The sequence below is a fragment of the Ruegeria sp. I3 genome, assembly GCF_056532525.1.
Genome location: NZ_JBQFNI010000002.1, coordinates 253398 through 276985, shown reverse-complemented (window position 1 = coordinate 276985; position 23588 = coordinate 253398). Strand labels below are relative to the sequence as shown.

Annotated in this window: 20 protein-coding genes; 9 read left to right on the top strand and 11 right to left on the bottom strand. The window is 57.1% G+C overall.

What is annotated here, in order from left to right; translation table 11 throughout:
* Positions 1-51: 51 nt before the first annotated feature.
* Positions 52-1134 (bottom strand): TRAP transporter substrate-binding protein, encoded by a 1083-nt coding sequence (locus tag ACR0L9_RS05710; protein WP_170396967.1) that lies wholly within the window; start codon positions 1132-1134, stop codon positions 52-54.
* A 246-nt stretch (positions 1135-1380) separates the two neighbouring features.
* On the opposite strand from ACR0L9_RS05710, the gene ACR0L9_RS05705 reads away from it, so the two are divergent.
* Both ACR0L9_RS05705 and ACR0L9_RS05700 read left to right on the top strand, forming a co-directional pair.
* On the top strand, positions 1381-2814 hold the full coding sequence (locus ACR0L9_RS05705) for a cache domain-containing protein (protein ID WP_170646315.1): 1434 nt from the start codon (positions 1381-1383) through the stop codon (positions 2812-2814).
* Positions 2814-3461, top strand: coding sequence for a response regulator transcription factor (locus tag ACR0L9_RS05700; protein WP_480895159.1), 648 nt, complete (start codon positions 2814-2816; stop codon positions 3459-3461). Before ACR0L9_RS05705 ends, ACR0L9_RS05700 begins: the two co-directional genes overlap by 1 nt.
* 74 nt (positions 3462-3535) lie before the next feature.
* Here ACR0L9_RS05700 and ACR0L9_RS05695 read toward each other — a convergent pair whose 3' ends face one another.
* The gene (locus ACR0L9_RS05695) at positions 3536-3922 is read right to left on the bottom strand and encodes a bleomycin resistance protein (RefSeq protein WP_480895157.1); all 387 of its coding nucleotides are present in this window, start codon (positions 3920-3922) and stop codon (positions 3536-3538) included.
* A gap of 43 nt (positions 3923-3965) precedes the next feature.
* The gene (locus tag ACR0L9_RS05690; protein ID WP_480895155.1) at positions 3966-4811 is read right to left on the bottom strand and encodes a HalD/BesD family halogenase; all 846 of its coding nucleotides are present in this window, start codon (positions 4809-4811) and stop codon (positions 3966-3968) included.
* A gap of 425 nt (positions 4812-5236) precedes the next feature.
* On the opposite strand from ACR0L9_RS05690, the gene ACR0L9_RS05685 reads away from it, so the two are divergent.
* The 4 genes from ACR0L9_RS05685 to ACR0L9_RS05670 all read left to right on the top strand — a co-directional run bounded on the left by ACR0L9_RS05685 (position 5237) and on the right by ACR0L9_RS05670 (position 9926).
* The gene (locus tag ACR0L9_RS05685; protein ID WP_223117913.1) at positions 5237-6988 is read left to right on the top strand and encodes an acetolactate synthase 3 large subunit; all 1752 of its coding nucleotides are present in this window, start codon (positions 5237-5239) and stop codon (positions 6986-6988) included.
* A gap of 73 nt (positions 6989-7061) precedes the next feature.
* On the top strand, positions 7062-8333 hold the full coding sequence (locus tag ACR0L9_RS05680; protein WP_480895152.1) for a glycosyltransferase family 87 protein: 1272 nt from the start codon (positions 7062-7064) through the stop codon (positions 8331-8333).
* Positions 8330-8890: an acetolactate synthase small subunit gene (gene ilvN, locus ACR0L9_RS05675; RefSeq protein ID WP_170396580.1), complete on the top strand. Its 561-nt coding sequence runs from the start codon at positions 8330-8332 to the stop codon at positions 8888-8890. Before ACR0L9_RS05680 ends, ilvN begins: the two co-directional genes overlap by 4 nt.
* 340 nt (positions 8891-9230) lie before the next feature.
* Positions 9231-9926: a helix-turn-helix domain-containing protein gene (locus ACR0L9_RS05670; protein WP_170396965.1), complete on the top strand. Its 696-nt coding sequence runs from the start codon at positions 9231-9233 to the stop codon at positions 9924-9926.
* On the opposite strand, the gene ACR0L9_RS05665 is transcribed toward ACR0L9_RS05670, so the two are convergent.
* The 7 genes from ACR0L9_RS05665 to ACR0L9_RS05635 form a co-directional block, all read right to left on the bottom strand.
* Complete coding sequence (locus tag ACR0L9_RS05665) at positions 9923-10720, bottom strand: DUF2189 domain-containing protein (RefSeq protein WP_480895151.1); 798 nt, start codon at positions 10718-10720, stop codon at positions 9923-9925. The two genes, ACR0L9_RS05670 and ACR0L9_RS05665, sit on opposite strands and share 4 nt — an antisense overlap.
* A gap of 28 nt (positions 10721-10748) precedes the next feature.
* Positions 10749-12146 (bottom strand): amidase, encoded by a 1398-nt coding sequence (locus ACR0L9_RS05660; protein WP_480895149.1) that lies wholly within the window; start codon positions 12144-12146, stop codon positions 10749-10751.
* A gap of 118 nt (positions 12147-12264) precedes the next feature.
* On the bottom strand, positions 12265-12972 hold the full coding sequence (locus ACR0L9_RS05655) for a M50 family metallopeptidase (RefSeq protein WP_480503336.1): 708 nt from the start codon (positions 12970-12972) through the stop codon (positions 12265-12267).
* Positions 12973-14100 (bottom strand): peptide chain release factor 2, encoded by a 1128-nt coding sequence (prfB, locus tag ACR0L9_RS05650; RefSeq protein WP_480585329.1) that lies wholly within the window; start codon positions 14098-14100, stop codon positions 12973-12975.
* Positions 14101-14189: 89 nt separating this feature from the next.
* Positions 14190-16676 carry a PBP1A family penicillin-binding protein gene (locus tag ACR0L9_RS05645; protein ID WP_170396564.1) on the bottom strand — a complete coding sequence of 829 codons (2487 nt, stop codon included), beginning with the start codon at positions 16674-16676 and terminating at the stop codon, positions 14190-14192.
* A 95-nt stretch (positions 16677-16771) separates the two neighbouring features.
* On the bottom strand, positions 16772-17992 hold the full coding sequence (locus tag ACR0L9_RS05640) for an N-acetylmuramoyl-L-alanine amidase (RefSeq protein WP_170626681.1): 1221 nt from the start codon (positions 17990-17992) through the stop codon (positions 16772-16774).
* A gap of 66 nt (positions 17993-18058) precedes the next feature.
* Positions 18059-19222 (bottom strand): pyridoxal phosphate-dependent aminotransferase, encoded by a 1164-nt coding sequence (locus ACR0L9_RS05635; protein ID WP_480895146.1) that lies wholly within the window; start codon positions 19220-19222, stop codon positions 18059-18061.
* Here ACR0L9_RS05635 and ACR0L9_RS05630 point away from each other — a divergent pair.
* From ACR0L9_RS05630 to ACR0L9_RS05620, 3 genes are read left to right on the top strand one after another with little or no spacing between them, the layout of a single operon-like run.
* Positions 19221-20606, top strand: a complete 1386-nt coding sequence (locus ACR0L9_RS05630) for a M48 family metalloprotease (protein WP_170565995.1) — start codon at positions 19221-19223, stop codon at positions 20604-20606. The two genes, ACR0L9_RS05635 and ACR0L9_RS05630, sit on opposite strands and share 2 nt — an antisense overlap.
* Entirely contained in the window at positions 20603-21361 is a 759-nt protein-coding gene (locus ACR0L9_RS05625; RefSeq protein ID WP_170396556.1) for a DsbA family protein, read from the top strand. The genes ACR0L9_RS05630 and ACR0L9_RS05625 overlap by 4 nt, the downstream gene beginning before the upstream one ends.
* A gap of 22 nt (positions 21362-21383) precedes the next feature.
* Positions 21384-22454 (top strand): agmatine deiminase family protein, encoded by a 1071-nt coding sequence (locus ACR0L9_RS05620; protein WP_480895144.1) that lies wholly within the window; start codon positions 21384-21386, stop codon positions 22452-22454.
* Between the two features lie 6 nt (positions 22455-22460).
* Here the strand turns inward: ACR0L9_RS05620 and ispG are convergent, their stop codons facing one another.
* Positions 22461-23582 carry a flavodoxin-dependent (E)-4-hydroxy-3-methylbut-2-enyl-diphosphate synthase gene (gene ispG / locus ACR0L9_RS05615; RefSeq protein WP_170396552.1) on the bottom strand — a complete coding sequence of 374 codons (1122 nt, stop codon included), beginning with the start codon at positions 23580-23582 and terminating at the stop codon, positions 22461-22463.
* Positions 23583-23588: the final 6 nt, after the last annotated feature.

Below are 23588 nucleotides of genomic sequence, written 5' to 3'. Positions count from 1 at the left end.
CAGGAAAGGCTCCCCCGCTGACGGGGGAACCGATTGCATTGAGCGGATTGCTTAGCCGCGTACGCGGTCACGCTGCGAGGTGTAGACACCCGACGACAGGTTGTTCCATGCCGACGATGCTGCCATCGACTCCATGGCGCTGTCGTGAATGCGCTTGAACAGCTCATCACCCATGTTTTCATCCAGAACTTCTTGGCTGGCTGCGCCAAACGCGTCCCAAACGCTGTCAGGGAATTCCATGACCTTGACACCACCGGCCTGCAGACGCTGCAGCGCTGCACCGTTGTTGGCCAGGAATTGTGCCAGGTTCCACTGGTGGCACTCGGCAGCTGCGATCTCGATGATCTTCTGCTGCGCGGCGGACAGGCTGTCATAAACCTCGCGGTTGGTGGCCAGCGACAGACCCGCACCCGGCTCGTGGAAGCCCGCGGTGTAGTAGGTTTTGGTGATTTCCTGGAAGCCCGCTTTTTCGTCAGCCCAGGGACCGATCCACTCGGTTCCGTCAATCGCACCGGACGACAACGCCTGATACACTTCCGAACCCGGAATGTTCTGAACGGATGCGCCCAGTTTGCCCAGCGCCTTGCCACCCAGACCCGGCATGCGGAATTTCAGGCCGTTAAAGTCTTCGGGGCTGTTGATCTCTTTCGAGTACCAGCCACCTGCCTGCGCGCCAGTGTTACCGGCCAGGAAGGATTTCAGGCCGAAGATTTCGCCCAGCTCATCATGCAGCTCCATGCCGCCGGCATGGTAGTACCAGTTCACCAGTTCCTGCGCGGTCATGCCAAATGGAACAGCGGTGAAGAACGCATAGCCCGGGTGCTGACCCACAAAGTAGTAGTCTGCCGCGTGGTACATATCGGCCTGACCGGACGATACCGCGTCAAACACCTCAAAGGCACCAACCAGTTCACCAGCGGCTTTGATTTCAACGTTCAGGTCGCCATCCGACATTGTGGTAATGCTGTCGGCGCAACGCTGCGCGCTGTCGAACACACCTGCGAGGCCACGGCCCCACGAGGTGACCATAGTCAGCGTGCGCTTGCCTTGCGCATAGGCGGGCGCTGCCAGCGTGGTGGCTGCAGCGGCCGAGCCGCCCAGTGCTGATGTTTTCAGAAACTTACGACGATCCATATGAGTGATCCTCCCCTTCATATTCATTCCCCGGGTGATGCCGGGTCGATCGTTTCTAGTGCGCGTTAGCCTAGTTCCACACACATGAATGTGAATACCTACTACTACGTAGCCAGTCGGGTTTTTCCACATTCAAAAGCACAAATCCGGTTGATTTTACCCGCTCACGCCCAAATCACTGTGGCCGAGCACTGTGTTCTTCCAAATTTTTTGCAATTTCCCGGCAGCTTGCGTATCGATTCGAACATGGGAGGAATCCGGAACCTAATCTCGCTAACCTATGCGCAAAAACTGTCGCTGGTTGCCGCAATCCCGCTGATCGCAGCGGTTGCGGCCATTGCAATGGTGGTCGCTTATGAATCCCGCGCGACCGCCGAGAGTGAGATACAGGCACTTGAGCGCCGCCTGATCGAAGCCAAAAAAGAAGAGCTGCGTAATTACGTGACCCAGGCGCGGAATGGGTTTGCCTATATTTACGGTCGCGCCTCCCCGGATGACGAAATCGCAAAAAACCTCGTGACCCAGATTCTGTCGGCGATGATTTACGGCAAGGACGGGTTCTTCTTTGTCTATGACTATGACGGCAACAACCTCGTCAGCCCGCGCCAGACTGAATTCATCAATCGCAACTGGGCCGATCTGACCGACAGCGATGGCACCCCGATTGTGGATGAGTTTATCACGCTCGCCCGACAGGGCGCGGGCTGGCACAGCTTTATGTGGCAAAAACCATCGACCGGTGAAGAGGCTCAAATGATCGCCTATGTTGTTGGCCTGCAGGACTGGCGCTGGGTGGTGGGCACGGGTGTGTTCATCGATGACATCGTTGCCACCGTCGCCAATGCCCGGGCTGAGGTTGAGGCGCGCGTGCAGCGCACCTTCCTTTATATCGGAGGCATTGTCCTGGCCGCTGTTCTGATCGTCTTTGCCTCGGGCATGTTGCTGAACTTCCGCGAACGCCGGCTGGCTGATGCCAAGCTTAAGGAACTGACACAGCGGGTATTGGACGCTCAGGAAGAAGAGCGCGGACGCGTCGCCCGCGAATTGCATGACGGCATCAGCCAGATTCTGGTTGGCGTACGCTATGCACTGGACAACGCCCGACGACGTCTGATCCGCGGGGACGACGTGTCGGCGCAGGAACCATTGCAAACAGGTATCGACAATCTGGCAACCGCCATCACCGAGGTTCGCCGCATCAGCCGCGACCTGCGTCCGGGTGTTCTGGATGATCTGGGGCTTGGGCCAGCGCTCAAGGCTTTGACCGACGATTTCAGTGAACGCACGGGTATTGAAACCGATTTCTCAACCGTGGTGTTCCGAAACCGATTGGATCAAGACAGCAAGATCGCCCTCTACCGTATTGCGCAGGAAGCCCTGACCAATATCGAGCGCCACTCGGGAGCAACCCGTGTTACCATTGACCTGCGGGGTCATAAGAAAGGCGCCACGATGCGGATTACGGACAATGGTCGCGGGTTGCGGAACGAACCAGGCCATGTCAGCACCGGAATCGGGCTACGCAACATGCAGGAACGGATCGAACAGCTTGACGGCACTTTACGCATCCTCTCATCGCGCGGCGGGCGTAGCGGCACCGTGATTGAGGTCAGCTTGCCGCTCAGTCATATGCTGCCACCACAGGAAGACCCAACGCCAAAACGAAAGGCCGGTATCTGATGTCCGACTCAATCATCCGGGTCCTTATTGTCGACGATCATCCCATGGTCGCCGAAGGCATTCAGTCTCTGCTGGAAAGCTATGATGAGATCGAAGTTGTCGGCACACTTTCCAACGGACAAGAAGCTGTCGATCGAGCAACCCACCTGCAGCCGGACGTGATCCTGATGGATCTCAACATGCCCGGCCTGAGCGGGTTGAACGCCACCGAGATCATTTTAGAGCGCCTGCCCAAAACCCGCGTTCTGATCCTGTCGATGCATGACAGTCCCGAATACATCTCAACCGCGCTCAGCCACGGCGCCAAAGGCTATATCCTCAAGGACGTTCCCACCGAAGAGATCAAGCAAGCCATCGATGCCGTGATGCGGGGCGAGCGGTATCTTTGTACCGGGGCCAGCGGCTCGCTGGAGCCCAAGGACGGCAACACGCGCGAGGCGCTGACCGGCCGGGAACAGACAATCCTGCTGGAATTGGCGCAGGGTAAATCCAACAAAGATGTGGCACTGGCGCTGGACATTTCGGTGCGCACAGTTGAGACGCATCGCAAGAACATCAAGCGCAAACTTGGCATCTCCTCCACCGCCGGCTTGACCCGCTATGCCCTGGAGCATGGCGTCCTGCAGGGCACCAGCCCCGGGCTATGACCGCAGCGCGAAACGCGCTGCCCGGCCCAACCGAAGGAGATGTGCCAACGGCACATTGAAGTCGGGCGGGAGCACTACACGCTGCCGCGTTCACTGATATCTTCACCAAAGAACAACAAAGTCCCGTCTTCATCGAGGACATGAAATTCGCGCTGCTGATAGGGCTGATCGAATGGCGGGCGCACCCGCCCTTCAGGCAGTTCCTCCAACCCGGGGCGCAGGCTTTCGAACAAGCTGTCGATTCCTTTGACGTCAACATAGAACGACTGCTCATCCCCCAATGCGCGCCCATCCTGACGCGGTGGACATTCCAATAATCGGATCGCCACAGGATCACGGCGCAAGAAGGCATAATTGTCCTGCCTGAATGTGCAGGAAAACCCAAGCCGCTGAGTGTAGAACTCAATCTGCGCGTCCAAAGAAGAACAAAGGACAAATGGTGTAAGTTGTAATATCTGCATCAAAACAGCCCTCTTCCAACCTCGGGTCCGAGACTAGCACATATCAGTCAAGCAGTTGATCACCCCGCAACCCTTCACGCTCATAATGATGCGGCAGCACACGGCCATAGAGTTGACGGGTCCGCTCCACCCCACCACACATGCCTTCGGTTTCGACAAACGAAAAGATACCAACATAGCGTTTCCGTTGTCCTTCGACCGGCGCTACCCGGTGCAAGGCATAGCGCCCCTTGAAAATCTGCAGGTCGCCCGGTTGCAGTTCCAGTTGGTGTACGCCCCTCCTGCTGCCATCCAAAATCGCAGCGACGCCTTTGAAATTCTCGTCTTCACTGGTCCGCAGATTGGGTGCGTATTCGAATGCACCGCCCTCCTCGCCATTCTGGATTGCCAGCGTCACGGTGTAATTATTGGTGTCAAAATGCCACGGAAAGCCGCCTCCCTTCTCGACCACATTGATGATCACATCCGCCAACGGGTCATCATATCGGAAGAATCGATCCTCCGGCTCGTTCAAAGCCATGCGGATGAAAGGCATGAAACCTTCATACTCATAAATACGCCGCAGCGGGCTTGTGACAGGGAAGTTGTCAGCCGGAACAAAGGCGTTGGATCGGTCATAAAACCGTCGGATTGGATGACCGATCCCGTAACTGGGATCATCCTGCGTAAAATAGGCATTCGTGCGATTGAACGAGCGATGCGCTTTGGGAGCGACGTGATCGGCCTCAGCGATCATTTTCCCAAGGCCATCTTCGTGCACAAAGCCGGGGAGGACCGCGCATCCATCAACTTCCAGATCCCGCCTCAGGTCCGCGATCAGCTGCCTGTACCCGTATGAATCAGGCCGATCGATCGGATAGCGCCCCAGATCCACAAGATCGTGCAGCATGTCTGACCTCCCGATTTAGCGCTGTTTTCACCAGCCTGCCTCAGCATCGGGCGCTGCTCTGGTCTGTTTCAGACATGGGCCTGACGCAATCAGACCACTGTTGATCACCCGATCGCCCACCAATTTGCGGCGAATTTTCGCGGATATTTCTCGACCTGCGTCATTTTGCGCAACAAAATATCAAATCCCACAAGCCCAGACTTACAATATTTTTGTATTTGCCTGTTGACGCCCCTTCCCCTCAACCATAATGTCCCTGCACGCAAAGAAGGAGCCTCTGGCGATGAAAGCGCTAGTCGTAATCGTAGGAAACACGCGCATGGGCCGGTAACGGTAAACCATAATCGAACCCATGCGCCTCCGAAAATCTCGGGGGCTTTTTTTTGGCAACACGCAAGACACATGTCGCGAACGGAGCAAAGCAGATGACACGTGAGATGACCGGCGCAAAGATGGTAGTTCAAGCCCTCAAGGATCAGGGCGTGGACACGGTATTCGGATACCCCGGTGGCGCCGTCCTACCGATCTATGACGAGATCTTTCTGCAAAATGACATCCGTCACATTCTGGTACGGCATGAGCAAGGTGCGGTACACGCTGCCGAAGGCTATGCCCGCTCGACCGGCAAGCCGGGCGTTGCTTTGGTCACATCCGGTCCTGGCGCGACCAATGCCGTGACCGGCTTGACCGATGCGTTGTTGGATTCAATTCCGATCGTTGTTCTGACCGGTCAGGTTCCGACCTTCATGATTGGCTCTGACGCCTTTCAGGAAGCCGACACCGTGGGCATCACCCGCCCCTGCACCAAGCACAACTGGTTGGTGAAGGATACCGACTCGCTGGCCGCGACTATGCACGAAGCCTTCCATGTGGCCACTTCCGGTCGCCCCGGCCCCGTGCTCGTTGACATTCCGAAAGACGTTCAGTTCGCCTCGGGTGAATACACGACGCCAAAACCGTCGACCTCTCACTATCAGCCAGTATTGAAGGGCGATCTGGAAGAAATCACGGAGCTTGTTGCAGCAATCGAGACCGCAAAGAAGCCAGTGTTCTACACCGGCGGCGGCGTCATCAACTCGGGCCCGGCTGCCAGCCAGCTGCTGCGCGAACTGGTGGACGCAACCGGCTTTCCGATCACATCGACCCTGATGGGGCTTGGAGCCTATCCGGCCTCTGGCGAAAACTGGATCGGCATGCTTGGGATGCATGGGCTCTACGAGGCCAACATGGCGATGCATGATTGCGATCTGATGATAAACATCGGCGCGCGATTTGATGACCGTATCACCGGCCGGATCGATGCGTTCTCGCCGAACTCAATCAAAGCCCATGTAGATATCGACCCGTCGTCGATCAACAAAGTTATCCGTGTCGACATCCCAATAGTTGGCGATGTTGCCCACGTGCTTGAGGATATTCTGAAAGTCTGGAAAGCACGCGGTCGCAAAACAGACGCTGCCAATATCAAGCAGTGGCAAGACCAGATTAACGAATGGCGCAAGGTCAACTGCCTTGCCTTCACAAACAGCGAAAAGACCATCAAGCCGCAATACGCGCTGCAACGGCTTGAAGAGCTGACGAAGAAATACGACCGCTATGTCACAACCGAGGTTGGACAGCACCAGATGTGGGCGGCGCAATACCTGGGTTTTGAAGACCCCAACCGCTGGATGACTTCGGGCGGGCTGGGCACTATGGGCTATGGTTTCCCCGCCTCGATCGGTGTGCAAATGGCACATCCCGATGCGCTGGTCATCAACGTGGCCGGTGAGGCCTCGTGGCTGATGAACATGCAGGAAATGGGGACGGCCGCGCAATACCGCCTGCCCGTGAAACAGTTCATTCTGAATAACGAGCGGCTTGGAATGGTACGACAATGGCAAGAACTGCTGCACGGCGAACGCTATTCGCATTCGTGGTCCGAGGCCCTGCCTGATTTCGTCAAGCTCGCTGAAGCCTTTGGTGCCAAGGGTATCCTGTGTTCCGACCCGGCCGATCTGGACGACGCGATCATCGAGATGATCAATTACGACGGTCCGGTCATCTTCGACTGCGTGGTCGAAAAGCACGAGAATTGCTTCCCGATGATCCCATCGGGCAAGGCCCACAATGAGATGCTGCTGGGCGAAGCCGAAACGCAAGGTGTTATTCAAGCTGGTGGAGCTGTGCTTGTTTGAGCACCGCTTTGCCACATCTAGGTCAAATGCCGGAGCTAAGGTCGCCGCACGTGACATGAAAAAGGGTTAGATCATGCGTGATCTCAGCAGTCAGTTCTCAGCCAGAGCTTCGAGCCCGGAAGAGAATTTGTCGATATTCACCGGCCGTCGCGGTTGGCAAGTGGGGCTCATGGTTCCACTCTTCGTTCTAGCGTTGATATTGTTCTGGGTCGGCACAGGCTGGTATGCCGTTGTTGATCAAGGAAAAATGGCGTTATCCGTTGATTTCAAGGTGTTCTGGGCTGCAGGTCACCTCGCGCATTTAGGCGAACCGCTTGCGGCATTTGATATCGACAGATTGTCGGAAATACACGAAGCGTCCAAGGAAGACGATTGGATGCCTTGGTCTTATCCTCCCTCATTCCTTGTCGCACTCCAACCACTCGGGGCATTGTCGTTTTCTCCGGCTTGGGCGATTTTCACAGCGATTTCAATTGTCGCGATGTTCCTTGCTGTGCGACCATTTTCTTGCGGAATCGTACCGGTTTGGTTTGCTTTTGCACTCTCCCCCGCCATGTTGCCAAACTTGTATATGGGGCAGACCACAACCCTTTGGGCAGCTGGCCTTCTGGCCGCACTAGCGGCGCTAAAGAACGACCGCTTCGTACTAGCAGGGTTCTTTATTGGATTGCTGACGCTTAAACCCCAACTCGGCCTGCTCATACCGCTTGCGCTTTTGGCAAGCGGTGCGTGGAAGACGATCATATCAGCAACGGTCACGACGGTGGTCTTGTCCGTTCTGGCCACTCTGGTCGTTGGCGTCGAATATTGGACCGAAATGCGCAACATGATGGGCGTTCACTTTGAAGAGATACGAAGCTCAATCCATCTGAATAAGGTCATGCTTAGCCCTTATTCCTTGTTGGCCAGCATCGGTGTGCCAGAAACGCTCGCGCTTGCGATGCAATGGACTTTGACAGTGTTGTCTGGAATTGCAGTCTTCGTTGCATGGCGCAGCCCAAGAGTAGGTTTTGACTTGCGGGTAGCGGTGCTCTTTCTAGGTATTTCCATGTCTACACCGTACTTCTGGTTCTATGAATCTGGGCTGCTTGCAATCGTTGCACTGTTCCTGCTTCGAGCTGGCGTCCTGACAACTTCTCCATGGCGTCTGGTACTGGCCGCCGCAATGTGGATCGGTATAGGACCAGCAACACATATGGTGCTTTTCAAGATGACCGAGATATTGTCTTTGCGCCTCGTGTTTGCCCCGATCCTAATACTGGCTTGCGTAGTTTGCCTCCAAGCGCTGATCTCTGCGCTACGAAAGCCCGAAGAAACTTATGTCCAAGATGAGGTCTATCAATGACTCCGCTAAACATCGTCAAAGGCTCCACCCGCCATTCTGCATATAACCTACGCCCGACATTCTCGGACGTGCAGGAACAACACACGATCGCGGTGCTGGTTGAAAACGAACCGGGGGTTCTGGCCCGCGTAATTGGTCTGTTCTCGGGTCGTGGCTATAATATTGAAAGTCTAACGGTTGCTGAGGTTGACCATACCGGGCATCTCAGCCGAATTACCATCGTCACCACCGGCACCCCACAAGTGATCGAGCAGATCAAGGCGCAGCTTGGACGCATCGTGTCGGTCCGTGACGTGCATGATCTGACAGTCGAAGGTGCTTCGGTCGAGCGCGAGTTGGCGATCATAAAGGTTGTGGGTGAAGGCGATAAACGGGTCGAAGCCCTGCGACTGGCCGACATTTTCCGGGCCAATGTCGTCGATAGTACGCTGAATTCGTTCATCTTCGAGATCACCGGTGCACCGGACAAGATCGATGCCTTTGCCGATCTGATGCGCCCTCTTGGCTTGATTGAAATCGCCCGTACCGGAGTTGCAGCCCTGTTGCGCGGTGACTAAGCCCCATTTTCGCCCCGGGACTGAATTCATTCTCGGGGCGGCGGCCTGCTTGGCCATTGTGCCCTGCTAACCTCAAAAAGGCTTAATGCGTCCATCAAATATGAGCAACAGCATGAAAAAGATCATGCAAATAGGCTGAAAGCCTATTGATTTTGCTTATCATCAGACTAGCCTGTGACGCGTAGCGAGGCGCTTTGCAGCGCCCGTTGGGGTCAACTTTACGATTTCTGAATACTGCGCGGTCGCTGTGCCGCCCTAAACCTGTTTTTGCTGAAGATACAAACGGAAATCTGGGACAGAAGTGACCGACATCAATCGCAGCCCCGCAGAATTGCGCAGCATGTTCGGAGCCAACCTTAGGCAGCTCGCAAACAGTTATCGGTCGGTTTCAGAGCTTTGCCGCCAATTGGGCATCAATCGAACGCAGTTTAATCGCTATCTGTCAGGTGAAAGTTTTCCCAGGCCGGATGTGCTGGACCGGATGTGTCGATTCTTCGATATCGACGCGCGTATCCTGCTGAAACCTTTGGATGAAATAGAACCGGTCGCCGCTCATCCCGCATCAGAAATCATCGATCGATTTCTCGTCACCGGGTCAGAAAAAACTATGGCGACCGGATTTTATCACGCCGCTGAGGCCTCACCAAACCGACGCGAACCAACACTTCACCGGCTACTGTTTATGCGCCGCATTCGGCATTGCACCTTGCTGCGCAGCTATGAACCCTTGTCGCATATGCCGAAATGCTCCGCGCCGATGCGTGAGGTTCAGGGCATCGTTTCTCACATCGGCGGACAAGTCTGCGCATTGATGTCCCGGCCCGGCGCACAGGATTGCAGAATGATGGTTCTGAACCTTCCGCCTGAATGGGCACCTCAGGAATGGTCGGGTTATGTGTATCGGTTGGCCGGTGGCAGTGGATCCGATGTAAGACGGCTTACGCTGCATCACCTTGGGCATAATTTGTCCGCAGCACTGCAATCGGCCCGAAAGGCGCACAATTCATCAGGGCCTGACTTAAACGGACAGATTTAAGAGGGTTTCGGCTGAGCAGCCCCGGACGGATCGTTGTCCAAGATCAAGCGATAAAGATGCCAGCTGGCATGCCCCAGCAAAGGCAGGACGATAAACAGGCCCAGGAACCAAGGGATCATCGCCAAAAAAGTGATGATCGCAATGAAGGCCCCCCACGCCAGCATCACACCCATGTTCGCTTTGACATAGGCAAAGCTGGTGATCATCGCGGTCACAAAATCCAGCTCACGATCCAGCAACATAGGAATCGACAGCACGGTGATCATGTACAGAATGATTGCAAATACGGCCCCGACCAGTGTGCCCAGTACCAACATGCTCAGCCCATTGGGAGTCAGGAACACCTCAAATGATGTTGAAATGTTGGTCATCGTCGACAGCCCCATGAACAGGGCAAAGATCATGTGGCCCAGAAAGAACCAGAACAGAAAGATCACCACGATAATGGAGCAGATCGACGGCAGTTGCCTTCGGCTTTGCTGTATGACCACGCCGAAGATCGCACCGGGATTCAACGGCTCACCCTGTTCCAACCGGTGCGAGACCTCATACAATCCCACGGCAGCAAACGGCCCGATCAGCGGAAAGCCGATCGCGGCCAAAACCAGCCAGAACGACGTTCCCGTCTGCAGCGTGACCCACGCCATCAGCCACCCGGCCAGCACGTAGAAGCCTGCGAACAGAAGCCCAAAAAGCGGCGCGCGGCGATAATCCTGCCACGCTCGGCGCAGTGCCTCTTTAAGCATCGCGGTATCAACGGGTTTCAGCGTCGGCACACCAAAGGGTTTGTCCATTCTTGTTTTCTCCTCCCGGGCGGTTGTTCTACATGGCGGGTCGTTTCTGAGGCCAAAGCGTTGCAGAATGATATGCCGCCCCAATCGACAAGATCCGCGCATCTGCACCACGCGGACCGAACAGCTGCATTCCCATCGGCAGCCCTTGTGCTCCAAAACCGACAGGCGCACCCAGACAGGGCAACCCCAAAAGGCTGACGGGTGTCACGACCTGCATCCAGCGATGGTAGGTATCCATCCCCTGCCCCTTGATTTCGGTTGGGTACGGCGTTTCGAGCTCGAACGGCCAGACCTGCGCTGCGGGCAACACCAAGGCGTCATAGTCTTCGAAAAGCTCCACCGCCCGCTTGTGCCAGTCAGACCGGTTCACACTGGCCCGGTGCACATCCATCGCGCTGAGCGCCAGGCCGCGTTCCAATTCCCATTGCGCGGTGTCTTTGAGTGATGATTTCTTCTTGGCCAAAGGCTCCAACCCTGCGGCCACTGACCAGGAGCGCAGAGTAATCCAACTGTCCCAGATCAGGTCCGCGTCAAACGGGGGGGCAAGCGCCTCAACGCGCGCACCGCGTTCTTCGAAAACGTGCAACGCATCGCGGCATAGCGCGAGGATACCCTCTTCGCACGGAAACGCCCCGCCCCAGTCGCCCAACCAGCCTATGCGCACCCCTGTCAGATCAGCCGTTTGAACGGGTGACACGCGCTCGACCTCTGTGCTTAATGGCATCCTTGGATCGGGGCCGGATATGACGTCAAGCAATAGCCCGATGTCTTCAGGGCTGCGCGCCATAGGCCCCAGAGTTGAAAGCTGATGCAGATAACCGTCCCCCACTGGCTCAGACGGAACGCGCCCCCAACTTGGCCTGAACCCGTATACGTTGTTCCATGCGGCCGGGTTGCGCAGGCTGCCCATCATGTCCGAGCCGTCCGCCAGCGCCAGCATTCCCGTCGCCAACGCCACTGCTGCACCGCCCGACGAACCTCCACAGGTTTTCGTGGGATCATAAGGGTTGCGTGTTGCACCATAGACAGGATTGAACGTGTGCGAACCCAGTCCGAATTCCGGCGTGTTGGTCTTACCGATCAGAATTGCCCCAGCAGCCCTTAGCCGGGCGGCCAGCAGATCGTCAGTTTGCGGCACATGATCCTTGAACAATGGCGAACCCTGCGTCGAAGTGATCCCTGCCACATTTACCAGATCTTTCACCGCTATCGGCAACCCGTGCAGCGCGCCGCGAGGTGACGCGGCATCCGCCGCCCGCGCCTCGGCCATCAAAGCGTCTTCATCCCGCAGCGCGACAATCGCGTTTACCTCACCGTTCACCTGGGCGATCCGATCCAGCGTCGCGCGCATCAGTTCTGCAGCTGAAAGCTGTCGGCGGGACAAGGCGTCAAGAATGTCCGTCGCGGATGCTCTGGTCAAATCCATGCGGGTTGGTCCTTTGGCTGCTCGTCATCAGCCTAGCGACGTGCTCGGACCATTTAAAGCCACTGTTTAAATGTATCTTTTTAGAATTTCGCGAAGAAAAGCGACGCAAGAGCGCAGATCATCTGATCCTGAGGTCGATCCGCACATTGCTGTCGCGGCCCAGCACATTCTTCAGACCAAAGACGATCATCACCAGACTAAGCACCAGCCACAACCCGCCCCACATCATGGTGGTTCCGCCGAATTCTTCAGCCAGCATGTATGCATCTGATCGCAATCCCGCGCGTCGGATCGTGTCATCGAAAATGTCAAACGGAACGTAGATCATGCTGGTCAGCCCGATGACCCGTAGAATCAGATCACACAGGTTGCGGTTCAGGAACCACGCGGTGGCCAGCATCACCGCTCCACAGCCCGCGCTGAACGCCATGGCAAACGGTTCCCGGATATACAGGAGCGCAATAATCAGCATGACTCCCCCAAAGAGACCAAGCGCAGCCCGATCGGCATTGGTGCGCAGGGCGATCATCAGCAGGCCCATCCCAAGCATCAAGGACCCAAGATATCCCGCTGACAGACTGACAAACCGATTGCCTCCTCGGCCAATAACCAGACCACCTTGTTGTGGAGAGACCGAGAAACTTTCAACCGAACCACCGGTCAGGATAATGGCACCGGCATGTGAAAGCTCATGCAGGAACACAACCAGGATTTTCAACGGAAGCACCAGCATCGTGTTCCAGAACACAAACACCAACGCGACAATTGCGATCAATTGCCAGTGGCCCTTGATCAGGTTCACAGCCGAGGTCAGGGACTGCCGCAATTAGCCCTCGCCCTGCGCCTCGGACCGGCTTTTGCCCGAGACATTCAGGGCCAGTGTCGCCGCCATGAAACCATCCAGATCGCCATCCAGCACACCTTTGGTGTCGGATGTTTCATGATTGGTCCGCAAGTCTTTGACCATCTGATAGGGCTGCAGCACGTAAGACCGGATCTGGTTGCCCCAACCCGCATCGCCCTTGGCTTCGTGGGCGGCGTTGATCTCGGCGTTTCTGCGATCCAGCTCTTGCTGGTACAGCCGGGACTTGAGCGCCTTCATGGCAATATCTCGGTTCTGGTGCTGCGATTTCTCGGAACTGGTCACCACAATTCCGGTTGGAATATGCGTAATCCGAACCGCCGAGTCGGTGGTGTTCACGTGCTGACCACCGGCACCGGACGACCGATAGGTATCTACGCGGATATCGGCCGGGTTCACCTCAATCTCAATATTGTCATCCACCACAGGATAAACCCAGACCGAACTGAACGAGGTATGCCGCTTGGCCGCCGAGTCGAACGGAGAGATACGCACCAGACGGTGCACGCCACTTTCCGATTTCAGCCAGCCATAGGCGTTGTGGCCAGTGATCTTGTAGGCGGCGGACTTGATCCCCGCCTCTTCCCCCGCTGTCTCGGATTGCAGTTCGACCGTATAGCCCTTTTTCTCGGCCCAGCGGACATACATCCGCGCCAGCATCGAGGCCCAGTCGCAGCTTTCCGTACCGCCCGCGCCCGAGTTGATCTCAAGGAAGGTATCATTGCCGTCCGCCTCGCCATCAAGCAGCGCCTCAAGCTCTTTCTTTGCGGCCTTGGTCTTCAGCTTTTTGATCGCTTCTTCGGCGTCGGTCACGACCTCTTCGTCCTCTTCCATCTCGCCCAGTTCGATCAGCTCAATATTGTCGCTGAGATCGGTCTTGATGGATTCGTAGGTCTCGATGGCATCGACCAGCAACTGCCGTTCGCGCATCAATTTCTGCGCGTTCTCGGGATTGTCCCACAGGTTCGGATCTTCTACACGCGCGTTGAATTCCTCCAACCGGTGCGGCGCTGTTTCATAGTCCATGCGCTGCGCCAGCAGCTCCAGCGACTTTTCGATTTCCGCCACGATATTCTGGGTTTCGGCGCGCATGGTCAGGTCCCAACTTGCTCAATCAGGTGTGCGTGATAGCAAGAGGTGCGAGGCACCACAAGACGACTGAGCCGGGAAACTTGGGCGGATCAGTAAAGCCCGCCGCCCTGCAGGTCACCCTGGCTGGCATTGGGACCAACCGTGATCGTATCCCCGGTTGAGGTGGTCACCTGACGGCCCGAACTTGCCTCTTCAAACAACGGCAGGTCAGATCCCATCGCGAAGCCACCGTCATAGACGCGATCGATAAAACCATCCACGCCATCACGGAAATACTCGGCGACCACATATTCTCCACTCGCGTCTTCTGGCAGGCGCGCGCCGCTGAAACGGTCAATCTTGATGAAATGGCCACCTGGAGGCACCTCGAACGGGCCACCGCCGTATTTCTCGACTGCTTTTTCCATAAAGCTCTGGAACACAGGGCCGCACAAGGTGCCGCCGTAGGCCCCCCGGCCCATCGGGCGCGGGCGGTCATAACCGATGTAGCAACCGGCCACGATATTTGAGGTGAAACCGATGAACCACGCATCCTTGGATTCGTTCGTGGTGCCGGTCTTGCCCGCTGTGGGCACGGGCAGGTTCACAACACGTGATGCAGTGCCGCGATCAACCACGCCCTTCATCATCGACGTCAACTGGTAGGCGGTGATGGCATCCATGACCTGGCTGCGATCGGTGAGGATCGTGGGCGACTCATCAGGCTCAAGCCAGCTAGAGTTACAATCGACGCACTGGCGATCGTCATGGCGATAGATGGTCTTGCCGAACCGGTCCTGAATACGGTCAACCAGTGTGGGTTCAACCCGCTCGCCACCATTGGCGAACATCGCATAGGCAGCAACCATCTTATACAGCGTCGTCTCTTCTGACCCCAGCGAGTTCGCAAGGAACGCCCCCATCCGATCATAGACGCCAAACCGCTCGGCATAGCCCGCAACAACGGGCATGGTGACTTCTTGCGCCAGACGGATGGTCATCAGGTTCCGCGACTGTTCGATCCCGGTACGCAAGGGCGTTGGACCGTAAAACTTGTTTGTCGAGTTCTTGGGTCGCCACAGTCCCTGCGGTGTATTCACTTCAATCGGCGCATCCACAACGATCGTTGCGGGGCTGTATCCGCTGTCTAGCGCCGCTGCATAAACGAATGGCTTGAAGCTGGACCCGGGCTGGCGCTGCGCCTGTGTGGCGCGGTTGAACACCGTGTCCTGATACGAGAACCCGCCCTGCATCGCCAGAACACGGCCCGAGTTCACATCCATCGCGACAAAGCCACCCTGCACTTCGGGCACCTGACGGGCGGACCATTGCCCTTCTTCGCCAGCCATTACCAGAATGACATCGCCGCGTTTGAAATTGTCCTGGAAGTTGCCCTGCATCCATTTGATGTCTTCGCGCGGGACGGTGCCATCTGCTGGGCCATCTTCGATCCCGACGGTCAGGGATTGGTCGGCCACGTTCAGAACAACGGCAGGATACCACTGCGTCGGCAGCACCACGTCACGGGGGATTTCCATGATCGCCAGCGCCTCGCGCCACTGTGCTTCATCCGCCAGCTTCTCCTCGGCGATGACCTCGCCTGTGCCGCGCCACCGCCCGCGAGAGCGGTCGTATTTCTGCAGCGCCGTGCGCAGGGCTTTCGCCGCTTCGACCTGCATTTCCTCATCCACCGAGGCGCGTACGGTGAAACCGCCAGTGAAGAACTCACCCTCGCCAAAATCCTCGCTCAACTGGCGACGGATTTCGTCGGTGAAATAGTCACGCGGCGGCAGTGCAGTGCGGAAGCTTTCAAAATCCCCGTTCTGAACCGAACGCAAAGGCATCTCGACTTCGGTCTCATAGGTGGCCTGATCGATATAGCCGTTCTGCTGCATCTCGCGCAGCACATAGTTGCGACGGTTCAGCAAACGTTCTTTCTGCCGCACAGGATGGTAGTCCGATGGTGCCTTGGGCATCGCCGCCAGCATCGCGGCCTCATGCGGGGCCAGTTCCTGCAGAGTTTTGTTGAAATAGGTCTGCGCTGCAGCGGTCACACCATAAGAGTTCTGGCCCAGAAAGATCTCGTTCATATACAGCTCGAGGATCTGTTCCTTGTCCAAGGTATCCTCAAGCCGGGTGGCGAGGATAATTTCCTTGATCTTGCGCTCGGCCCGGCGGTCACCGGACAAAAGGAAGTTCTTCATCACCTGCTGCGTGATGGTTGACGCACCACGAACGGTTTCGCCTTTAGTGCGCACTGCCTCGACCCCGGCAGCAATGATCCCACGCGGGTCATAACCCTGATGAGTATAGAAGTTTTTATCTTCCGCCGAGATAAAGGCCTGTTTTACCAGATCGGGAATTTCCTCGGACGGCGTAAACAGGCGGCGCTCCTGCGCAAATTCGTCGATCAGCTGGCCCTCACCCGAGTAAATCCGGCTGATCGTCGGTGGTTTGTATTGCGCCAGTGATTCATGACTGGGCAGGTCGCGCCCATACATCCAGAACACCGCGCCAACGACCAGCGCGGCCATAAAAATACCCAAGGTCACGAGGCTGAAAATCGCCCCGAAAAACGAAAGAATGAACCGGATCACGTTACTGCCTTTTACTCGCGATGACGCCTATATAGTGTCGCCCCCGCGCAGGGTCAAAACACGAAAGGCTACAATGGCTGTTTTGCGCCGCTGCGTCATTGTCCGATCAGAGATCGCTTCACCAGATCGTCCCGACGCCAGTTCTCAAGCCCCTGCACAAGCCCATGCGCCATGGATGCGCGCCAGTTTGGATCAGAGATGTTCTTGAAATCGCGCGGGCTGGACAAAAAACCCAGCTCAACCAGAACCGACGGGATATCTGCTGCCTTCAACACCGAAAACGACGAAGAACGTAGCGGACGACGATTCATCGGGCCTCCCTGCTGCGTCATTCCATCCACCAGCGAGCGCGCCAGTGCGCTACTGCGTGGTACGGTCTCTTGCCGAGCCAGATCCAGCAACACATCAGCGACCTGATCGTCTGCACCGCTGAGATCAATACCTGCGATCAAATCACTCCGGTCATGCCGTTCGGCCAGCTTTTGACTGGCAACGTCTGAAGCTTCCTCTGAAAGAGTGTACACGACCGACCCATGCGCCAGCCCTTCGGAAAGCGAATCCGCATGCAGTGAGATAAACACGTCGGCCCCGGCCTGATGTGCCAGCGAGATACGGCGTTCGAGCGAGACGAATTGATCGTCAACACGCGTCATCACCACTTCGAAACCGCCGGTACGCAGCAGCGCCTCTCGCAGCTCTCGCGCGAAGGTCAGCATCAGTGTTTTCTCATTGGTATCAGCGAATTCTGCCCCGGGATCAATGCCGCCATGCCCGGGATCCAGCATGACCCGTACCGCCCGCACGCCGTCGCGCCGCGGCAGTGCCGGTGTCACTGCGGGTTCCGGCAAATCCCAGCCAGGCTGACGGGGGGCACCTGCGCTGGCTGCAAAACTGTCAAAATCAGTGCCTTTCAGGTGCAGCGATAGTTGAGCAGTGCCCGTCGCCTGATCAACCCGCAGATCAGCTGTTTCCACCGCCAGCGGAGCGCCCAGCTCCAACACCAGACGCGACCAACCGGGCACGTATGCGCCGAATTGAACACCGCTGATCCGGCTGGTTTGCAGAAAGGTCTCGCGGTTCAGGCCAGACCAGTCGACCTCTTGGAAATCCAGCACCACGCGGTATGGATCGCGCAGCGTGAACACGCGGTATGGCACGCCTTGAGTCAGCCCAAGTTCGACCCTTACGCCGGTATTGCCATCATCGACGATGCCGCTCTGGTCCGGAAGGACGCGTGCGAGCGCGCTGAAGTCCTGCGCGACAGCGACACCGTTCAACGCCCAGATCAGGGCGATTGCGTAGAAAATCCTGCTCATGGCCTCAAGTTATCCCGAGATCGTTTGAGGCAGAGCCTATCGCATGACGCCGCCTTTGTGAACGCTTTAGGCCGATTGCGGGATCGCACCTCGCTTGGCCATAAAACGTTGCAGCCGATCCAGCCCCTCCTGAATGTCTTCGGTCGATCGCGCATAGGAAAATCGCAGCGTCGTGTGCCCGCGCACCGGGTCGAAATCCAGCCCCGGCGTCACGGCAACCCCGGCTTTGTCGAGAATCTCGGCTGCAAATGCCCGGCTGTCGTCGGTCAAGTCTGAGACATCCGCGTAAACATAAAACGCCCCATCCGGCGGTGCGATACTGTTAAAACCGGCCTTAGGCAACCCGTCCAGTATCAACAGACGATTGCGGCGGTATACATCCAGATTGGCCTGCAATTCGTCGTCACAATCCATAGCTGCCAATGCGGCCACCTGACTGGCGTGAGGCGCGCAGATGAACATGTTCTGGGCAATCCGCTCAACCACCCGTACCTGATCTTCGGGCACAACCATCCAGCCAACGCGCCAACCGGTCATCGAAAAATATTTGGAGAATGAGTTGATCACATAGCACTCATCCGTCAGCTCCAGCGCAGTGACGGCTTTGGCCTCGTATTCCAGCCCGTGATAAATCTCGTCACTGATGAACGATGCACCCTGCCCGTGCGCCGCATCGATCAGCGCCTGCATCGCCGCATGATCCAGCATTGTCCCAGTCGGGTTGGCAGGCGAGGCAACCATCAATCCCTGCAAATCAAGCCCCGCGAAATCGGCGGGCACCGGCTGCAGCCGGTTTTCCGGTGCTGTCGGCAAGTCTACCGGCACCAAACCCAATGCTTTCAGGATTTGCCTATATGAGGGATATCCCGGGGCACCAATCCCCACCCGATCACCGCTGTCGAACAGAGCGGTAAAGGCGAGCAAAAACCCGCCCGATGATCCCGGTGTGATGACCACCCGTTCTGGATTGAGATCAACGCCATACCATTCACCATACATCTGCGCGATCCGCTGACGAAGAGCGGGCAAACCCAAAGCCACCGTATACCCAAGCGGCCCTTGTTCCATGGCCTTCGCCAATGCTTCGGTTGCCCCTTTGGGTGCGCCGGTCCCCGGTTGACCTACTTCCATGTGAACGACATGCCGCCCGGCTTCTTCCGCCTTGCGCGCGGCCTCCATCACGTCCATCACGATGAAGGGATCGACCCCGGAACGGGTTGAGTTTCTCATGGCCATCTCCCATGTTGCAGCCATGGCTTTTGAACGCTTATCCCGGCTGGCGTCAATCCCGGCCGTGTTGCTGCTGGCAGTGACATGGTCGATCAGCGCCATGCAGGCCAGCGCGCAAAGCCTTATCCGCGATCCCGACATTGAACACGGGCTGCAAGAGCTCGCCTTTCCGATCCTGCGGGCCGCTGGCCTGAACACCAACCGGGTGCGCGTACTGATCGTCAATGATGGTACGTTCAATGCCTTCGTGATCGATTACAACACGATCTATATCAACTATGGCTTGATCCTAAGCGTCGATACGCCCGAGATGCTGCAAGCGGTGATCGCACACGAGGCCGCGCACATCGCCAACGGCCACCTGGCCAGACGCTCAGAGAACCTGCGCGCGGCGCAACGTAATGCGCAGCTTGGGACGCTTTTAGCGCTTGCAGCCGCGGCCGCAGGTGGCGGAGAAGCTGCAGCAGGAATTGCAGCGGGCACACAAGCCTCGGCGCTGCGCAGCTTTCTGGGCCATACGCGGGCTGAAGAAGCCTCGGCGGATCGAAGTGCTGCCAGCTATTTGCGTTGGGCGGGAGTATCTCCGCGCGGGATGGTCAACCTGCACCGTAAGTTCGCGGGGCAAGAGCTGTTGAACCCCGTCAATCAAGACCCCTACATGCGCTCACACCCTACCAGCCGCGAACGTTTGCGCGCCGCCGAGGCCTTTCTGAACGAATTCGGCGACAAGGCAGAGCAAAACGCAAATGCCGATTACTGGTTCGCGCGGATCAAAGGTAAGTTGTCAGCCTTTCTTCGATCCCCGACCTGGACCATGCGTCGCGCGGGCGAAGAAAAAGATCGTGACATACGCCTGATGCGCGAGGCATCGGCCCATCATCAAAATCGCGATCTCGCCCGTGCCCGCGCCGCAATCGATGGTGCGCTGGAGATTCGCCCTGACGATCCGTTTTTTTATGAATTGAAGGGCCAGATTCTATTGGAGAACCGGCGCGTGCCCGAAGCTGTGGATGCCTACGGTGCAGCCGTTGATATGGCGCCCAACAATGCCCTGATCCTCGCCGGTTACGGACGTGCTTTGCTGGCGGATGGCAAGACGAAGAAAGCCCTGCAAGTGCTTGAAAAGGCGCGCGCACGCGACTATCGCAATGCCCGGCTGATGCAGGATCTGGGTTCTGCCTATTCGCAGGTGGGCAACAACGGAATGGCGTCTGCGGTGACTGCAGAACGCTATGCGCTGCAGGGCCGACTTGATGATGCGGGCATACATGCTAAACGGGCTGTTGCACAGCTCCCCGAAGGCTCTCCGGGTTGGCAAAGGGCACAGGATGTGTTGATTGCCTCGGAGCGCGCAAAGAAGAAGAAAAAGAGGAAACGGAAATGATCCTGAGACATGCTGCACCGGCCCTATTGGGTCTTTCCCTGATCACTGGTCCTGCGCAGGCGCTGGAATTGAACGCGATGAGCGACGCCGAGAAGGCCGAGTTTGGCGCACAAGTGCGCGAGTACCTTCTGGAAAACCCCGAAGTGATCCTCGAGGCGATCAACATCCTTGAGGAACGCAATGCCGTTGCCGAGGCTCAGGCTGACAAGGAGCTTGTCGCGGCCAACGCTGACGAGCTTTTTAATGACGGTTACAGCTGGGTCGGTGGCAATCCGGACGGCGATATTACTCTGGTCGAGTTCATGGACTACCGTTGCGGTTACTGCCGGCGCGCCGTGCCCGAAGTGGCCACCCTGCTGGCCGAGGACGGCAATATCCGTCTTGTGATTAAGGAATTGCCGATCCTGGGCGATGCCTCTGTAGCGTCATCCCGCTTTGCCATCGCAACAAAACAGGTGGCCGGAGACGATGCCTATAAGCAGGTCCATGACGCTCTGCTAGAATTCAGCGGCGAGCCCTCCGAGGTGACCCTGCGCCGGATTTCAGATGGGCTGGGTCTGGACAGCGACGCGATCATCGCGGCAATGAACAGCGATGAGGTCACCGAAGAAATCGCAAAAACCCGCGATCTGGCGCAAAAGCTGCGGATTTCAGGCACACCATCCTTTGTTCTGGGCACCGAAATGATGCGCGGGTACCTGCCCGCAGACCAAATGCTCCAGATCGCAAATGGAGTTCGGGCAGAACAGGGTTAAGTCATCACTGTAGGTTTCCAGCATGGATCGACGGAACCTCTTACTCACTGGAGGCGCGCTGAGTTTTATGGGCCTGTCTAAGCAAACCCTCGCTCAGCGCACTTCAAACTTCTTCGTACCGGCGGAAGAAGCGCCCCACGAACGCACATTCATGCAATGGCCGGTCAGCCGCAAAGTTTACCGTGACCAGATCTTTCTGGATATGGTGCAACAAACCATCGCGGAAATCGCGAACGCCATTTCCGCCTTTGAACCCGTGACAATGCTTGCGGCGGCAAAGCACCATGCGGATGCGCGTCAAAAACTTTCCTCATCAGTCGAGCTCTGGGATGTTCCAACCGAAGATTTGTGGTGCCGCGACGCAGGTCCAATCTTCGTGATCGACAATCGAGGCGGGATTGCGGTCAGTCATATCCAGTTCAACGGCTGGGGCCGGAAACAGGTGCACAAACACGATGCGCAAATCGCCAGTAAGGTTGCCGATCACCTCGGCCTACTCCTGCTTCCGTCCGGCTTGAGGGGCGAGGCCGGTGGTGTAGAACAAGACGGGCATGGGTTGATCATGGCCCATGAAAGCTCGTGGGTGAATGAGAACCGCAATCCAGACCTGTCACGCAACGAAATTGAATCCCGATTACTGGCAGCCTATGGGGCTGACCGCATGGTCTGGTCTGATGGGGTCTGGGGCGAGGATATCACCGATTACCACATCGACAGTCTGGCGCGCTTCACCGGCCCTGGGCGCGTTTTGATCAACCTGCCAGACGAGCCGGATATGGATGATCCATTTCATGTCGCGGCCCTTGATACTCATGACCGTCTCATCGCCGAAGGATTGCAGGTTGAGGTGATCCCTGAACCCAATAGGCGCCGAGTTAACGATCCCGAATTCGTGGCGTCTTATGCGAATTACTATGTTTGTAATGGCGGCATCGTGATGGCCCAGTTCGGAGACCGCGAAACCGATGAGATTGCACAGAAGGCATTAGCTCGTCACTACCCCGGGCGCGAGATCATTGCATTGAATGTCGACGTATTGGGCGAGCTGGGCGGCGGCATTCACTGCGCAACACAGCAAATGCCTGTTGCATAGGCCTTGTTACTCAGCAGCTTCAGCTGCCGCATCCAGCTCTGCTGCCTTCTTTTCGACCTCTTCAACGATGTGATCAATCATCTGGTCGTTTGACATCTTGTGGCTGGCTTTGCCTGCCAGATAGACCATGCCCGAGCCTGCCCCGCCACCGGTGAAACCGACATCGGTCATCAGCGCCTCACCCGGACCGTTCACGACACAGCCGATGATCGACAGGCTCATGGGTGTCTTGATGTGTTCCAAGCGATGCTCCAACGCCTCAACCGTTTTGATTACGTCAAAACCCTGTCGCGCGCAGGAGGGGCATGAGATGATGTTCACGCCGCGATGGCGCAGGCCCAGAGATTTCAGGATCTCATAGCCGACCTTGACCTCTTCCACCGGATCAGCAGACAGGCTGACGCGGATCGTGTCGCCAATGCCCATCCACAGCAGATTGCCCAGACCGATGGCCGATTTGATGGTGCCGCTGACCAGCCCTCCGGCCTCGGTGATGCCCAGATGGATGGGCGCATCCGTCGCCTCGGCAATGCCCTGATAAGCCGCGGCTGACAGGAATACGTCGCTGGCTTTCACACTGATCTTGAAATTGTGAAAGTCGTTGTCTTCGAGAATACGGATATGCTCCAACCCGCTCTCGACCATCGCTTCGGGGCACGGCTCGCCGTATTTCTCAAGCAGGTGCTTTTCCAGGCTCCCTGCGTTCACCCCGATCCGGATCGAGCAATTGTGGTCTCGCGCGGCTTTGATGACCTCTTTCACCCGTTTTTCATCGCCGATATTGCCCGGATTGATCCGCAGACAGGCCGCACCGGCCTCGGCAGATTCGATTCCGCGACGGTAGTGGAAATGAATATCAGCTACGATAGGAACAGGGCTTTCGCGCACGATCTCTTTCAGCGCTTTTGACGAGGCCTCATCCGGGACCGAGACCCGCACGATATCCGCCCCCGCCTCTGCTGCCGCCTGCACCTGTGCCACGGTCGCAGCCACATCGGTGGTCAGCGTGTTGGTCATGGTCTGCACGGCAATCGGTGCGTCACCTCCGACGGGCACATTGCCAACCATGATCTGGCGGGATTTGCGGCGATAGATATTGCGCCAAGGGCGCACGTGATTGAGCGACATGAGGAT